Genomic DNA, 14,523 nt, shown 5'->3' with positions numbered 1-14,523 from the left:
GATGGCACTCAGTACCCTCGATTATGCACACTCAGTACCCCCCATGGGGAGCTCAGTGCCGGGTTCCAGTGTTACGTTCTGCACATGGGTGCAGCAGCAGCGGGAGCAGACGCGACCAAACCGGCTCCGACCATGCGGGATTCGCTGGTCAAGGCCGCCTTCCAGCTCTTCCTCGACCGGGGCTTCGAGCAGACCACCATCGACGACATCGTCGCCCTCGCGGGCGTCGGCCGACGCTCGTTCTTCCGCTACTTCCCCAGCAAGGAGGACGTGGTCTTCCCCGACCACGAGGGCTGCCTGGTCGAGATGACCGAGTACCTGCGCGACGCCCCCGCCGACGGCGATCCGGTGCAGCAAGTCTGCGAGGCGGCCCGGCTGGTGCTGCGGATGTACGCGGCCGACCCGCTCTTCTCGGTGCAGCGCTACCGGCTGACCCGCGAGGTCCCAGGGCTGCGCGCGCACGAACTCTCCGTCGTCTGGCGCTACGAGCTCGCGCTCGCCGAGCACCTGCGCGAGCGCGGCGCGGGACGTGCCGACGGCGCGCTGCGGGCGGACGTGGTGGCGGCGGCCGTGGTCGCCGCGCACAACCACGCCCTGCGCACGTGGCTGCGCGCGGACGGCGAGGGCGACGTGCAGGCGGCGATGAACGAGGCGCTCGGCTACGTCGCGCGCGCCTTCTCCGACACGGCGGAGCCGCGCGACGCGAGCGCTGATGCCGGCGGTGCGGCGAGCGTCAGCGGCGGCGGTGTCAGGGGCGAAAACCCGGACGAGGAGGTCGTGGTGCTGCTGGCCCGCAAGGGCACGCCGCTGTGGCGGGTGGTCCGCGACGTGGAGGATGCGCTCGGCGGCAGTTGAGCGAAGCACCCGAGAGCAAGGGAACGAACCGGGCGAAGCGGGCGAGGGCACTGAGTGCCTTTACGGGAGGCACTCAGTGCCATACAGTCGGCGTGGCATCAGCCGCTGAACGTCCTCCCCTCACCGTTCGCTGGAGCCCTCATGCCCGCAACCCTGACCCTGCCGTCCCTCGCGCCTCTCGCCGACCTGCCGTGCGACGAGCCGGAGCTGCGCTACCACCGCTGCCCCTGGTGCGGTTCGGCCACCGGACGGGCCGCGCTGCTCTGCCCGATCTGCGGCTGCCCGGAGCTGGTCGAGCGCGTCAGCGCCGGAACCGGCACCGTGCACCGGGTGCTGACGCCGCGTCACCGACAGTTCGGCTTCTACGAGACGCACTGCCTGGTCGTCATGGACGAGGGCTTCACCGTCCAGGCCTCCCTGGACGACGCGCTGCCCGGCACCGTGCCCGAGGGCACCCGGGTCCGCCTGGCCGACCCCGCTGACCAGGGACACCTGCCGATCTTCCGCGCCTGCGCCTGACGCGAGCCGCCGCGCCGCCCGGTTAAGCTCCTCACTCAATATCGGCGGAGATATCTGCGAGATATCGACGGAGATACCGGCGAAGCGCCGGCGGAGGCTGACGCGACGTGAGTTTCACGACCCTGGCGGTGATCTCGGCGGTCGCGCTGCTCGGCCCCCTGCTGGCGCTGCCGACGCAGTGGCGGTTGCCGGTGGTGCTGGGCGAACTGGTCGCCGGCGTGGTGCTGGGGCCGACGTTCCTCGGCTACCTGGACGCGAGCAACCCGACCTTCGCCTTCCTCGCCGACATCGGCTTCGCGCTGATCATGTTCGTGGCCGGGGCGCACGTCCCGGTCCGCGACCAGGCGCTGCGCAGCGGCCTGGGCAAGGGCTTCCTTCGGGCCGCGGCGATCGGCGCGATCGCGGTCGGCCCGGCCTTCGCCCTCTCGCGCGGCTTCCACACCGGGCACACCGCGATGTACGCGGTGCTGATCGCCTCGTCGTCGGCCGCGCTGATCCTACCGATCATCGACTCGCTCCGGCTCGGCGGCCCGCAGACGCTGGAGCTGCTGCCGCAGATCGCGCTCGCCGACACGCTCTGCATCGTCGCGCTGCCGCTGGCCGTGGACCCCGCGCACGCCGCACGCGCGGCGGTCGGTGCGGTGGCGGTCCTGGCCTGCGCGCTGGTGGTCTTCCTGATCCTGCGCCAGGGAGAGCGCTCGGGCCTGCGGCGGCGGATCCACCGGCTGTCCCAGCACCGCAAGTTCGCCCTGGAGCTGCGGATCAGCCTGACCATCCTGTTCGCGCTGGCGGCGCTGGCGACCCACACGCATGTGTCGATCATGCTGGCCGGGTTCTCCTTCGGCCTCGCCGTCGCGGGGACCGGCGAACCCCGGCGGCTGGCCAAGCAGTTGTTCGCGCTCTCGGAGGGCTTCCTCGGGCCGCTCTTCTTCGTCTGGCTCGGGGCCTCGCTCGACCTCAGCCAGCTCGTCGACCATCCGTCGGCGATCCTGCTCGGCGTGCTGCTGGGCGTCTCCTCCGTGGTCGCCCACGGACTGATGCGCCTCACCGGGCAGCCGGTGGCCTACGGCGTGCTGGCCTCCGCGCAACTCGGCGTCCCGGTCGCGGCGGCGACGCTCGGCACGCAGCTCCACCTGCTCGCGCCCGGCGAGGCCGCCGCCCTGCTGCTCGGCGCGCTGATCTGCATCGGCGCGGCGACCGTCGCAGGCGCCCTCGCCGCGCGCAAGGCCGGGAGCGCGGGAAGCGCGGCCGACTCGGGCAGCGGCTCAGGCGACCAGCCGAGTGCGCCCGCTCCTGCCTGACGGCCCGTCCGACCGCGAGTCCATCCCGTCCGTCAGTCCGCGTACTCCTCCGGCGTGCTGCGGGCGATGCGGAGCAGCGTGTCCAAGGCTTGCGCCAACACCGGCAGCTCCGGCGACGCGAGGCCGATCCGGACCGCCGCGGGTGCCGCGCGGTCGCCCGCGACGTAGGCCGCCGCGGGCGTGATGCCGATGCCCTCGCGCGCTGCCGCCGCGACGAAGGTCTCGGCCCGCCACAGCGACGGCAGCTCCCACCAGCAGAAGTACGAGCTCGGGTGCGCACGGAGCGTCTGCCCGGCGAGGTGCTCGCGCGCCAGCAGCTGGCGTGCCGTCGCGTCCGCCCGCTTGAGGTCGGCGATGCGGGCGAGCGTGCCGTCCCCGATCCAGCGCACCGCCGCGTCCAGGGCGAAGCCGCTCGGCATCCAGCCGCCCGAGCGGAGCGCGGTCGCCACCGACGGGCGCAACGCGTCCGGCACGACGGCGAAACCGGTGCTCAGGCCGGGGGCGAGGCGCTTGGAGAGGCTGTCGACGAGCACCACCCGCTCCGGCGCGAGCACGGCCAGCGGCGGGACGTCGGGCTCGAGGAAGGACCAGATCCCGTCCTCCACGGCGTACAGGTCCAGGCGGTCCAACTCCCCTGCCAGACACGCCCGTCGCTGCTCCGGCATGGTGACGCCGAGCGGGTTCTGCACGCGCGGCTGCAGGTAGACCGCGCGCAGCGGCGACGAGCGGTGGGTGGCGGACAGCGCCTCCGGCAGGATGCCGTGCTCGTCCATGGCCAGCGGCACCAACACAATGCCGAGCCGCTGCGCGATGGCCCTGACCAGCGGATACGTCTGCGCCTCGACGCCGAGCCGCTGGCCCGGCGCGACCAGCGCGGAGAGCACCGCCGAGATCGCCTGCCGCCCGCCGACCGCGAAGAGCAGCGACTCCGGATCGGGACGCCAACGCGCGCCTGTCCCCAGCAGCGTGGCGAAGGCCTCCCGCGCGGCGGGCGTCCCGGCCGCGCGGGCCGGACGCAGCGCGGCGTCCAGCGCGTCGGCGCGGAGCAGCGGGGTCAGGCCCTCCGCCAGCAACACGGACTGCCCAGGGACGACGGGGTAGTTGAGCTCCAGGTCGATCCGGGCCCGGGACGGCTCGCCGAGCGGAAGGCCCGCGCCCGGCACCGCGGGAGCCGCGCGGACGAAGGTGCCGCGTCCGACCTCACCGACCACCAGGCCGCGCCGGACCAGCTCCGCGTAGACGCGCCCGGCCGTCGAGGCGGCGACGCCGCGCCGCTTCGCGAAGATCCGCTGCGGCGGCAGCCGGTCCCCTGCGCGCAGGCGTCCGTCGGCGATGGCGGCGGCGAACTCGTCGGCGATCAGCCGGTAGTCGTCGCCCGCTCCCCCGTCCGTCATGCTGTGCTCTCCCTTCCCGGCTGAGCGCGGCACACGCGGCACAATCAGCCACTATTGCACCGAGGGCAAGATAATTATTGCACCGAGCTCTCGCCCCACCCTAGCCTCGGGCCATGGACGCAGTCGCCGCCTTGCACGCCGTCACCCTCCACGCCGAACTCGGCATCTCCGCAGTGGCCCTGGGCCTGGTGCTCACCCCCGGACCGAACATGATCTACCTGGTCTCCCGCTCGATCACCCAGGGCCGTCACGCCGCGCTGGTATCGCTGGCCGGGGTCGGCACCGCCTTCTTCGTCTACCTGGCCGCCGTGACGGCAGGGATCGCCACGGTCTTCGCCGTCGTCCCGCTCCTCTACACCGCGATCAAGCTGGCGGGCGCCGCCTATCTGCTCTGGCTGGCCTGGAGCGCGGTCCGTCCGGGCGGCACTGCCGTCTTCGCGCCCCAGGACCTGCCCGCCGACCCGCCGCGCCGCCTCTACGGGATGGGCTTCCTGACCTGCCTGCTCAACCCCAAGCTGGCGATCCTCTACATCTCGCTGCTCCCGCAGTTCGTGGACCCGTCCCGCGGCCACGTCCCCGAGCAGAGCCTGGTGTTGGGCCTGACCCAGATCGCCATCGCGATCACGGTCAACGGCCTGATCGCGCTCGGCGCGGGCGCCATCGCCGCGTTCTTCGTCCGGCGGCCGGCCTGGCTTCGCGTCCAGCGCTACGTGATGGGCACCGTGCTGGCCGCCCTCGCCGTGCACATCGCCGCCGACCGGGCGGGCGCGGCGGTCGCATAGGCGGTGGCGCAGTCGCCGCGCGAGCGGTCACACAGGTGGTCACACAGTCTCCGCACGGCCAGTCAACCCGCCGCCAGGCTCTTACGATCCGCTCTTACGATCTTCAGCTCCCCAGCCTCTGGACATTTGCCTCTCACTGAGAGGTAATTGAAGCGTGACCATCGAAGATCCCATCGCCGAACTGGCAGAGCTGCTGCCCGCGATCCAGCGGCAGGTCCGGCGCAGGCTCCAGTCCCAGACGCCGCACCCGCGGCTGCGCGGGGCGCAGACCGAACTGCTGCGCCTGGTCGTCGCACGTCCTGGCCTGCGCGTGAGCGAGGCCGCCCAGGAGCTGTTCCTCGCGGGCAACTCGGTGTCCACACTCGTCAACCAGCTGGTCAAGGCCGGTCTGCTGCGCCGCGAGCCCGACCCGCAGGACGGGCGCGCGGCACTGCTGCACCCCGAGCCGGAGGCGGTCGTCCGCCTGACCGACTGGGACCGGCGGCGCGGTGCGGTGTTGACCGAGCAGCTGGACCGCCTGGACGACTCGGACCACCAGGCGCTCACGGCGGCGCTGCCCGCGCTGCGCCGCCTGGCCGAGGGACTGCGTGAGGAGAGCGCGCCATGACCGAGACCGCGACCACCCTTCCCGAGCAGGGGCCGATACCCCCGCCCGACCCGGCGGCCGGTGCCGTGCCACCGGCCCTGCGCTGCACGGGACTCGACTACTCCTTCGGCACCACCAAGGCCGTCGACCACATCGACCTGCAGGTCGGCCAGGGCGAGGCCTTCGGGCTGCTCGGTCCGAACGGCGCGGGCAAGACGACGGCGATCCGCGCGATCACCACGCTGCTGCCGGTCCCGGCCGGGAAGATCGAGGTCTTCGGCCTCGACTGCGCGACCCAGAAGATGCGGGTCCGCCGGATGCTCGGCTACGTGCCGCAACAGCTCTCCGCCGACGGCGGCCTGACGGGCCGTGAGAACGTCGAGCTTTTCGCCCGCGTCTTCGACGTCTCCCGCTCCGAGCGCCGCGCCCGCGTCGCCGAGGCGCTGAGCGCCGTCGACCTGCTGGACGTCGCCGACCGGCTGGCCGCCACCTACTCCGGCGGCATGGTCCGTCGCCTCGAACTCGCCCAGGCCCTGGTCAGCGCACCGAAGTTGCTGATCCTGGACGAGCCGACGATCGGCCTTGACCCGCTGGCCCGCGCCAGCGTCTGGGAGTGCATCGGCCAGGTCCGTGCCGCGACCGGCATGACCGTGCTGGTCACCACGCACTACATGGACGAGGCCAACGAGCACTGCGACCGGATCGCCCTGATGCACAAGGGCACGATCCGCGCCGAGGGCACGCCCGAGCAGCTGCGCGCCGACCTGGCCGCCGAGACCGACGCGGACCTGGACCGGGTGAGCCTGGAAGACGTGTTCCGCCACCATGCCGGAGCCGGCCTGGTGGGCGGCGAACGCACCGACGAGGGAGGGAACTTCAAGGATGTCCGTCGCACCCGCGCCGCCGCGAACCGCGTCCGCTGAGCTCAGCCTGCTGCTCACCCCGCCGCCCGCGCGGCGGGCCTGGCGACTGCTGCTCGCCCGGGTGGGGGCGATGTGCATGGTCGAGCTGCAGAAGCTGCGGCACGACCGGAGCGAGCTCTACACCCGCGCCGTCCAGCCGGCCCTCTGGCTGCTGATCTACGGCGAGACCTTCACCCACATCCGGGCGATCCCTACCGGCGGCATCCCCTACCTGGACTACCTGGCACCGGGGATCATCGCCCAGTCGGCGATGTTCATCGCCATCTTCTACGGCATCATGATCATCTGGGAGCGCGACTCCGGCGTGCTCACCAAGCTGCTGGTCACGCCGACGCCACGGGCCGCGCTGGTCACCGGCAAGGCCTTCGCGGCCGGGGTGAAGGCCGTCGTCCAGGCGGTCGTGGTGATCCTGATCGCCGCCGTCCTCGGCGTCGCGCTGACCTGGAACCCGCTGAAGCTGATCGGCGTCGCGGCCGTGGTCATCCTCGGCTCGGCGTTCTTCTCCTGCCTCTCCATGACCATCGCCGGGATCGTCCGCACCCGCGACCGGCTGATGGGCATCGGGCAGGCGATCACCATGCCGCTCTTCTTCAGCTCCAACGCCCTCTACCCGGTCTCGGTGATGCCGGGCTGGCTGCAGCCGATCAGCCGCGCCAACCCGCTCAGCTACGAGGTCGACGCGCTGCGGGGCCTGCTGCTGGGCACGCCCGCCCACCTGCTGACGGACTTCGGAGTGCTGGCACTGGCCACCGCGCTGGGCGTCACCTGTGCCTCGATGCTGATGGGCCGCCTGGCGAAGTAGGCTCCCCTCAACTGTCCCTGCCTCTTCTCTCGGTTGCGGAGTCCTCGGTGACCCTCGTCTGGCGTGAACGACCGGCTCGACCGGGCGCCGTGCTGCTCGCCATGCACGGCGGCGAGGAGCATGACGAGCGTCCGCCGTCGTGGCTGAACCCGCCGATCCAGCGCCTGCGCCCGTTCGAACGCGCGGTGCGGCGGGCGCCGTTCGGCGAGACGATCGCCGTCGCCGAGGTCCGCTACCGGCACCGGGGCTGGAACGGCACACGTGCGGAGGCCGCAGTCGACGCGGAGCGGGCGCTGGAACTGGCAGTCCGCGACGTCGGCGCGGCCACGCCGGTGATCCTGCTCGGCCACTCCATGGGCGGGCGCGCGGCGCTGCGCGTCGGCGGCCATCCGTCGGTGGCGGGGATCGTCGCGCTGGCACCGTGGTGCCCGCACGGCGAGCCGGTCGAACAGCTCGCGGACCGACGGATCGTCATCATCCACTCCGACGTGGACCGCACCACGCCGCCGGACGAGTCGCTCGACCTCGCCCGGCGGGCGCGTGCGGCGGGCGCGTCGGTGGCGCGCTGCGTCATCCCCGGCAGCGACCACGCCATGCTGCGGCGTGCCAACGCCTGGCACCGGCTGACGGCGCTCACGGTCGGCGGACTGCTCGGCCACTGGCCACTGCCCGACCCGGTCGCCAAGGCGCTGGCCCGGACGGGCGACGACGGCGAGGGCCTCGACCTCGCCCTCCCGCTCTGGTCACCGAACCCGGGAAGCACGCGATGAGTGACTCCTCGGGTCCCCGCACTTCTCTCCAACTGCGCATCGAGGGCCACACCCTCCCCGGCCGCTCATGCGGTGTCGGCCCCGACTTCCCGGGCGCGCACGACATCCACGTCGCCGTCCAACGCCGGGACCGCCCGGCCGAACTGCTCGACCTGCAACCGGGTGACGCGCCGTCGGCCTCCTGGACGCTGCCGTGCAAGGTCACGCCGTCTGGCGAGATCTCCGGCCCCTACATCCAGAACCGGCTCGGCGGGCGGTTCGTCTACCTCTCCTGGGTCGACCGAATGCCGGACCCGCAGCCGCCGAAGCTGTTCCGGCGCGCGAAGATCATGCTGAGCGGCGTCCCGGCCGACGTGCTCGCCGATGCACTGCGCCGCGGCGCGTTGGTCGGCCGACTCCCCCTCACCGACCCCAAGGGCAACCCGCTCTGCGCCCGGGTCGTGCCACCGCTGATCGAATGGTCGGCGGCCGACCCGAGCGAGTGATCATCTGATCGCCCCAGCGATCGAACCAAGCGATCGAATCAGATGTCGCGGAAGGTCTCGATCCGCGCGCCGATCGAGTTGAGCCGGTCCGCAAGGTCCTCGTAACCGCGGTTGATCACATAGACGTTGCGCAGCACCGAGGTCCCCTCCGCCGCCAGCATCGCGAGCAGCACGACGACCGCCGGGCGCAGCGCGGGCGGGCACATCATCTCGGACGCGCGCCACCGCGTGGTCGGGCCCTGGACCAGCACCCGGTGCGGGTCGAGCAGCTTGACGTCCGCGCCGAGCCTGCCCAGCTCGGTCAGGTAGATGGCGCGGTTGTCGTAGACCCAGTCGTGGATCAGGGTGTCCCCGTGCGCGACCGCCGCGATCGCGGCGAAGAACGGCACGTTGTCGATGTTGATGCCGGGGAACGGCATCGGGTGGATCTTGTCCGCCGGGGCGGTCAGCTTGGACGGACGGACCGTCAGGTCGGTCAGCCGGGTGCGGCCGTTGCGGGCCAGGTACTCGTCGCCGCGGTCGTAGTCGAGGCCCATCTCCTCCAGGACGGTGAGCTCGATCTCCAGGAACTCGATCGGAACCCGACGGATCGTCAGCTCGGAGGAGGTCACCACGGCGGCGGCAAGCAGGCTCATCGCCTCGACCGGGTCCTCTGCGGGCGCGTAGTCGACGTCGCAGTCGATCCGCTCGACGCCGTGCACGGTCAGCGTCGTGGTGCCGACGCCCTCGACCTTGACGCCGAGGCGCTCCAGGTAGAAGCAGAGGTCCTGGACCATGTAGTTGGGGCTGGCGTTGCGGATCACCGTGACGCCGGGGTGCCGGGCCGCCGCCAGCAGCACGTTCTCGGTGACGGTGTCCCCGCGCTCGGTCAGCACGATGGCCCGGGTCGGCACGACGCCCGCCTCGACGTCGGCGTGGTAGTGCCCGTCGGTGGCGTTGACCCGCAGGCCGAACTGGCGCAGCGCGGCCAGGTGCGGGCCGACGGTCCGGGTGCCGAGGTCGCAGCCGCCCGCGTAGGGAAGCTTGAAGTGCGACTCCAGGTGCATCAGCGGGCCGAGCAGCATCAGCGCGCTGCGGGTGCGGCGGGCGGCGTCGGCGTCCATCGCGTCCAGGTCGAGCCGGGACGGCGGGGTCAGCTCCAGGTCGGTGCCGTCGTTGATCCAGCGGGCCTTGACACCGATGCTGGTGAGCACCTCCAGGATCCGGAAGATCTCCTCGATCCGGGCCACCCGGCGCAGCGTCGTCTTGCCGGTCGTGAGCAGGGACGCGCAGAGCAGCGCGACTCCGGCGTTCTTGCTGGTGCGCACGTCGATGGACCCGGTCAGCCGGCGTCCGCCGGTGACGCGCAGGTGCATCGGCCCGGCGTAGCCGAGCGAGACGATCTCACTGTCCAGGGCGTCGCCGATCCGGGCAATCATCTCAAGACTGAGATTCTGCTGGCCGCGCTCCATCCGCACGACCGCGCTCTGACTGGTGGTCAGTGCTTCTGCCAGCTGCGCCTGGGTCAACCCCTTGTGCTGGCGCGCGGTACGGATGAGCTTGCCGATACGGACGAGGTAGTCATCTGTCACACGGGTCACACTATCTCAGATCTGAGATAGCAACCACGCGCGCCCCGCTTGGGCCGCGTCAGCTGCCGCCACCAGTGTGAACCTTGACGGTCAGTACACGACCAGCTGAGGACGTGTGCGATCGGCCACTCGGGTGACAGGACGTCGAGGACAGCGAGGACGGACGGGTCAGCGGGGTCAGCGCGGCCACCGCTCGGCGAACTCGTGGGCAAGCAGACCCAGCACCACCAGGTCGCCGTGCCGCCCACCCTGGAACACCCGGTCCCGCATACGCCCTTCCTCGACGAAGCCCAGCCGCCGCTGGAGCGCCAGCGAGGCCTCGTTGTGCGCGAACACCCGTGCCTCGCACCGGTGGTAGCGCCGCTCGCCGAACATGAAGCGGAGCAGCAGAACGGCGGCCTCCCCGGCGTAGCCCTTCCCGCGGTGCGCCGCGGCGACGCTGATGCCGTATTCGAACCATCCGGCCCGCGGATCGGCCTGGTGCACCCCGATGACCCCGACCAGTGCTCCACCGTCGACCGCCTCGATCGCGAGCGGGAACCGCTCGGCGTCCGGCGAGGTCGCCGCCTCCTCCCTCGCCCGCCCACGGAAGTGCTCGGCGGAGCGCGGCGGGCCGATCAGATCCCCGAGCCCCTCCTCGTCCTGGGCGATGCGCATCAGTTCGCCCCCGTCCTCGGGCTCGATCCCGCGCAGCCGTACCCGTTCACCGATCCAGATCGAAGTCATCCCGCATTCGATCAAGAACGCGCACCCGACACAAGGGCGCCGCCCGGCCTGGGGAGGGGAGTCAGGCCGGGCGGCGCGGTGCCCTGCTGGTGCGAGCCGGGGCTCCAGCTACCGCAGCAGGGCTGCCTGTTCGAGGCTGCGCCGACGGCGCGCGCCCACGTGGTGGAAGAGCAGGTTGAGCGCGACGGCGGTCAGCGCGCCCGAGCTGATGCCGCTGCCGAGGATGGTCTGCGCCCACGACGGGAAGTCGTGGTAGATCCCCGGGGTGACCAGGTGCCCCTGGGCGTCGTAGACGTCCGGCGCGGCCAAGGGAATGACGCCGACGGCCAGGGAGACCGCGATGATGACGATGTTGGGCGCGTCGTCCAGGTTGATCTTGACGAGCGCACGGATGCCGCTGACCGCGATCGTCCCGAAGAGCACGATCCCCGCACCGCCCAGCACCGGCATCGGCACCAGCGAGACCGCCGCGCCCAGCTTGGGGAACAGCCCGAGCGTGACCAGCACCGCGCCCGCCATGGCGACGACGTAACGGCTGCGCACGCGCGTCAGCGACACGACTCCCACGTTCTGGGCGAACGCACTGGTCGCGCAGGAGCCGAACATCGAGCCGAGGAAGGTGGCCACACCGTCGGTGCGCAGCCCGCGGGTGATGGTGGCGCGGTCGACCGGGCGGTCGCAGATCTCCCCGATGGCGAGCATGCCGGCGGAGCTCTCGGTCATCAGGACCAGCATGACGATGATCATGGAGACGATCGCCGCGGGCTGGAACTCGGGTGTCCCGAAGCGGAACGGCGTCGGCAGCGCGAAGGTGGCGGCCGTGGTGAACGAGTGGGTGTCCACCTTGCCGAGCGGGATCGCGGCGAGCGTGCCGATCACCATGCCGAGCAGCAGCGCGATCTGCTTGAGGAAGCCGGTGAAGAACCGCTGCATGGTGACGATGACGATCAGCGTGAACGCGGCCAGCGCCAGATTGCTCGGCGAGTTGAAGCCGGGCACGCTCGCGCTGCCGCCGCGCGCCCACTCCACCGGGACCGGCATCAGCGTGACGCCGATCAGCGTGATCACCACGCCGATGACCTGGTGCGGGAAGAACCGCATCAGCCGCCCGAAGAACGGTCCGACCAGCAGGCAGAAGACACCCGCGATCATGACCGCGCCCAGGATGCTGGGCAGCCGGTGGGCGCCGTGGTTCTGCTCGGCGATCGCCAGCATCGGCCCGATCCCGGCCGAGGACGCTGCGTTGACGAACGGCAGGCGGTTGCCCACCAGGTTCTTCACCCCGAGCGTCTGCAACAGCGTGGCCGCACCCGCGATCAGCAGACTCGCCGCGATCAGGAAGGTCTCGTCCCGCGCGTTCAGACCGCAGGCCGGGCCGACGATCAGCGGCGGCGCGACAACTCCGGCGTACATGGCCGCGATGTGCTGCAACGCGGCGGGGACCATCTTCCGGAAGGAAAGCCTCTCGTCGACCGGATGGACGGCGATATCGAGGTGAGAATTGTTTTCCTCGGCCTGCCCGTCCTCTTTACCTTGTCCGATTTCCGGACTCTTCCCTGGCTGTGGGTCGTGCGACCGGGGTTGTGCGGGCATGCGGAATTCACCCTCCAGGCTCGGCGTGCCTTCCGGCACACAGGAGCGGAAGGGCGGCGCGGTGCGATGATGGTGGTGCGAAACGGCCTCGGCGGCAGAGGCCGGGCCGAAATGCGGCTGACGGTGCGTCAGTGCCCGCGCAGCAAAAACCGTGTGTGGGTGGCACGACCGGCTTCGCTGCTTTTGCTTGTCGCCTAGCTAAGCCTCCAAAGAACCTTGCGTCAACACTTTGTTTAATATTGCTTCCTCCAATGACGCGCGCCGCCGCGCACGCCCCTCGCCTGCGCCACACTGAGCGACGCCGGGCGTACAGTCGGTGTCCATGACAGACGCAGCGGACGCAGCCACCGACACGCAGCAGGACGCTCCCTCCATGCGTCCGGCGGTACGCGAGACCTACGGCCCCGTCGACCTGGGCAATCTCCCGATCTTCGCGGGAGGCTTCATCAACTTCGGCCACTGGCACGGCATCAACCTCACCCCCGACCGCCCGCTCACCGAGACCGACCGGATCCGCAGCCAGAAAGACCTCTACCGACTCGTCCTCGACGCCGCCGCGCTGCCCAAGGCGCCGACGGTCCTCGAGGTCGGCTGCGGGCTCGGCACGGGCTGCGCGCTGACCGTGCGTGAACACGACGGCGCAACGGTCACCGGGATGGACATCCACCCCGACCAGCTGACCCGCGCCCGCGCCGCACAGGCCGAGCTGCTGCGGGGCGAGCCGCTCGACGGCAATCCCCGGCATGACGGGCCCCGACCGCTGCGGTTCGTCCAGGGAGCAGCGGAGCGCATGCCGCTACCGGACGGCGGGTTCGACGCCGTCGTCAGCGTCGAGGCCGCCCAGCACTTCCCGGACCTCACCGCGTTCGCGCGGGAGACCGCACGGGTGCTTCGACCAGGCGGTCGGATGGCCGTGACCAGCTTCTTCACCACCGACGCCGCCCCCGGCCGCCCGGCGGAGCTCGCCGCGCTGCTGGACACCTTCGCCAACGGCCTGGACATCGCCCACCCGGTCACCGCCCTCACCGACGCCGCCACCGCGGCCGGGCTCACCGACGTGCGCGCCACGTCGATCGGCGCGGACGTCTGGCCCGGCTGGGACCGCTGGCTCTCGCGGTGGTGGGACCCGGGCACCTGGCCGCGCAACTTCCTGGCCGCCTACGAGCAGGGCATTCTCGACTACTACCTGGTCACCGCCGACAAGCGCGGCTGACGCCCCCTGTTACCGCCCTACCGCTCTGTTCGGAGTTCGGAGGGGATGCGCGCGCCAGGCCGCCTCGATCGTCCGCGCCTGCACGCTCAAGGCCTCGCGCAGCGTCTCGGCGGCGTCGGAGACCGTGGCGCGGAGCATCGCCACGCTGACCCGCCTCGCCAGCGCCGGCCCGGCGACGGGGCGGACGGCCAGGTCCAGCGCCGACTCCTGTCCGGTCAGCGCGAGTCGCGGGATCAGGGCGACCGCCGTGCCCGCCGCGACGAAGCCCTTGAGCATGCCGTAGTCGTCGGTGCGCATGACCCGGACGGGCTCGAAGCCCTCCTGCGCACAGGCCCAGCTGAGCACCCGGTCGCACGGATCCCAGTCGCTCGCGCCCATGATCCAGCCCTCGTCCCGCAGCTCCCCCAGCGGGACGCGGTCCAGAGCGGCCAGCGGATGGTCCGCGGGCAGGGCGAGCAGCAGCGGGTCGTCGAGGAGGTGGTGCAGCGCGAACTCCTCGCCCAGGTCGAGCGGTTCGCCCGGCTGGGAGTAGACCAGCGCGATCTGCACGGCCCCGGTGCGCAACGCCTCGACCACCGTGGGCAGTTCCCCCTCCACGAGCTGGACCCTGACGCCCTCCTGGGCCAACTCCCGTACGGCGGGCGGCAGCAGGAGTGCGCCTGCGGTCGGGAACGTGCCGACGTGCAGCGACCTCGCGCCCTGCTCGACCAAGGCCCGCACCTCCCGCTCGACCAACCCCACCCGGCCGAGCACGGCCTCCGCGTGCGGCAGTACCAGCCGTCCGGCCTCGGTGAGCCGCACGCCGCGCGGGCCTCGGTGCACCAGCGGGGCGCCGAAGTGCGACTCGATGGCCGCCAGATGGTGCGCGATCGTCGGCTGGCTGTAGTGCAGCGACCGTGCCGCCGCCGCGAGCGAGCCCTCGCGGGCGATCGCCCGCAGCACCTGGAACTGGCGCAGTTCCAGCACGTCGATCACCATACTCTCTATGGAGGGAGGCAGATCT

16 protein-coding genes are annotated in these 14,523 nt (G+C 71.7%); 11 read left to right on the top strand and 5 right to left on the bottom strand.

Translation table 11 applies throughout. The features are described 5' to 3' along the window. Nucleotides 1–84: 84 nt before the first annotated feature. From I2501_RS13150 to I2501_RS13140, 3 genes are all read left to right on the top strand, one after another. Nucleotides 85–855: a TetR family transcriptional regulator gene (locus I2501_RS13150; RefSeq protein ID WP_236046172.1), complete on the top strand. Its 771-nt coding sequence runs from the start codon at nucleotides 85–87 to the stop codon at nucleotides 853–855. A 141-nt stretch (nucleotides 856–996) separates the two neighbouring features. Beyond that, a complete protein-coding gene (locus I2501_RS13145) occupies nucleotides 997–1,374 on the top strand; it encodes a Zn-ribbon domain-containing OB-fold protein (protein ID WP_196194088.1) in 378 nt (125 codons plus the stop codon). 107 nt (nucleotides 1,375–1,481) lie between these two features. Continuing rightward, nucleotides 1,482–2,675 (top strand): cation:proton antiporter, encoded by a 1,194-nt coding sequence (locus I2501_RS13140; protein ID WP_196194087.1) that lies wholly within the window; start codon nucleotides 1,482–1,484, stop codon nucleotides 2,673–2,675. A 32-nt stretch (nucleotides 2,676–2,707) separates the two neighbouring features. Here I2501_RS13140 and I2501_RS13135 read toward each other — a convergent pair whose 3' ends face one another. Beyond that, nucleotides 2,708–4,069, bottom strand: coding sequence for an aminotransferase-like domain-containing protein (locus I2501_RS13135; RefSeq protein WP_196194086.1), 1,362 nt, complete (start codon nucleotides 4,067–4,069; stop codon nucleotides 2,708–2,710). Between the two features lie 113 nt (nucleotides 4,070–4,182). Between I2501_RS13135 and I2501_RS13130 the strand changes: the two genes are divergently transcribed. From I2501_RS13130 to I2501_RS13105, 6 genes are all read left to right on the top strand, one after another. Beyond that, entirely contained in the window at nucleotides 4,183–4,851 is a 669-nt protein-coding gene (locus tag I2501_RS13130) for a LysE family translocator (protein ID WP_196194085.1), read from the top strand. Between the two features lie 154 nt (nucleotides 4,852–5,005). After that, nucleotides 5,006–5,458: a MarR family winged helix-turn-helix transcriptional regulator gene (locus I2501_RS13125; RefSeq protein ID WP_196194084.1), complete on the top strand. Its 453-nt coding sequence runs from the start codon at nucleotides 5,006–5,008 to the stop codon at nucleotides 5,456–5,458. Beyond that, nucleotides 5,455–6,360 carry an ABC transporter ATP-binding protein gene (locus I2501_RS13120; protein WP_196194083.1) on the top strand — a complete coding sequence of 302 codons (906 nt, stop codon included), beginning with the start codon at nucleotides 5,455–5,457 and terminating at the stop codon, nucleotides 6,358–6,360. The genes I2501_RS13125 and I2501_RS13120 overlap by 4 nt, the downstream gene beginning before the upstream one ends. Next, nucleotides 6,320–7,162 carry an ABC transporter permease gene (locus I2501_RS13115; RefSeq protein ID WP_196194082.1) on the top strand — a complete coding sequence of 281 codons (843 nt, stop codon included), beginning with the start codon at nucleotides 6,320–6,322 and terminating at the stop codon, nucleotides 7,160–7,162. Before I2501_RS13120 ends, I2501_RS13115 begins: the two co-directional genes overlap by 41 nt. A gap of 47 nt (nucleotides 7,163–7,209) precedes the next feature. Further along, nucleotides 7,210–7,932 carry an alpha/beta hydrolase gene (locus tag I2501_RS13110; protein ID WP_328806345.1) on the top strand — a complete coding sequence of 241 codons (723 nt, stop codon included), beginning with the start codon at nucleotides 7,210–7,212 and terminating at the stop codon, nucleotides 7,930–7,932. After that, the gene (locus I2501_RS13105) at nucleotides 7,929–8,417 is read left to right on the top strand and encodes a DUF5990 family protein (protein ID WP_196194081.1); all 489 of its coding nucleotides are present in this window, start codon (nucleotides 7,929–7,931) and stop codon (nucleotides 8,415–8,417) included. Before I2501_RS13110 ends, I2501_RS13105 begins: the two co-directional genes overlap by 4 nt. Before the next feature lie 38 nt (nucleotides 8,418–8,455). On the opposite strand, the gene I2501_RS13100 is transcribed toward I2501_RS13105, so the two are convergent. From I2501_RS13100 to I2501_RS13090, 3 genes are all read right to left on the bottom strand, one after another. Then, nucleotides 8,456–9,988 carry a helix-turn-helix domain-containing protein gene (locus tag I2501_RS13100; RefSeq protein WP_196194080.1) on the bottom strand — a complete coding sequence of 511 codons (1,533 nt, stop codon included), beginning with the start codon at nucleotides 9,986–9,988 and terminating at the stop codon, nucleotides 8,456–8,458. Between the two features lie 177 nt (nucleotides 9,989–10,165). After that, nucleotides 10,166–10,714, bottom strand: coding sequence for a GNAT family N-acetyltransferase (locus I2501_RS13095; protein WP_196194079.1), 549 nt, complete (start codon nucleotides 10,712–10,714; stop codon nucleotides 10,166–10,168). Nucleotides 10,715–10,822: 108 nt separating this feature from the next. Next, entirely contained in the window at nucleotides 10,823–12,256 is a 1,434-nt protein-coding gene (locus I2501_RS13090; protein ID WP_328806350.1) for a uracil-xanthine permease family protein, read from the bottom strand. On the opposite strand from I2501_RS13090, the gene I2501_RS13085 reads away from it, so the two are divergent. After that, nucleotides 12,191–12,505, top strand: coding sequence for a hypothetical protein (locus tag I2501_RS13085; RefSeq protein ID WP_196194182.1), 315 nt, complete (start codon nucleotides 12,191–12,193; stop codon nucleotides 12,503–12,505). The two genes, I2501_RS13090 and I2501_RS13085, sit on opposite strands and share 66 nt — an antisense overlap. A 124-nt stretch (nucleotides 12,506–12,629) precedes the next feature. Further along, nucleotides 12,630–13,520 carry a class I SAM-dependent methyltransferase gene (locus I2501_RS13080; RefSeq protein WP_236046170.1) on the top strand — a complete coding sequence of 297 codons (891 nt, stop codon included), beginning with the start codon at nucleotides 12,630–12,632 and terminating at the stop codon, nucleotides 13,518–13,520. Between the two features lie 9 nt (nucleotides 13,521–13,529). Here I2501_RS13080 and I2501_RS13075 read toward each other — a convergent pair whose 3' ends face one another. After that, nucleotides 13,530–14,498, bottom strand: a complete 969-nt coding sequence (locus I2501_RS13075) for a LysR family transcriptional regulator (protein ID WP_215909534.1) — start codon at nucleotides 14,496–14,498, stop codon at nucleotides 13,530–13,532. Nucleotides 14,499–14,523 lie beyond the last annotated feature (25 nt).

Source organism: Streptacidiphilus fuscans (assembly GCF_015690355.1).
GTDB classification, from domain to species: Bacteria; Actinomycetota; Actinomycetes; order Streptomycetales; family Streptomycetaceae; genus Streptacidiphilus; species Streptacidiphilus fuscans.
This window is presented reverse-complemented; position numbering and strand designations above follow the sequence as displayed.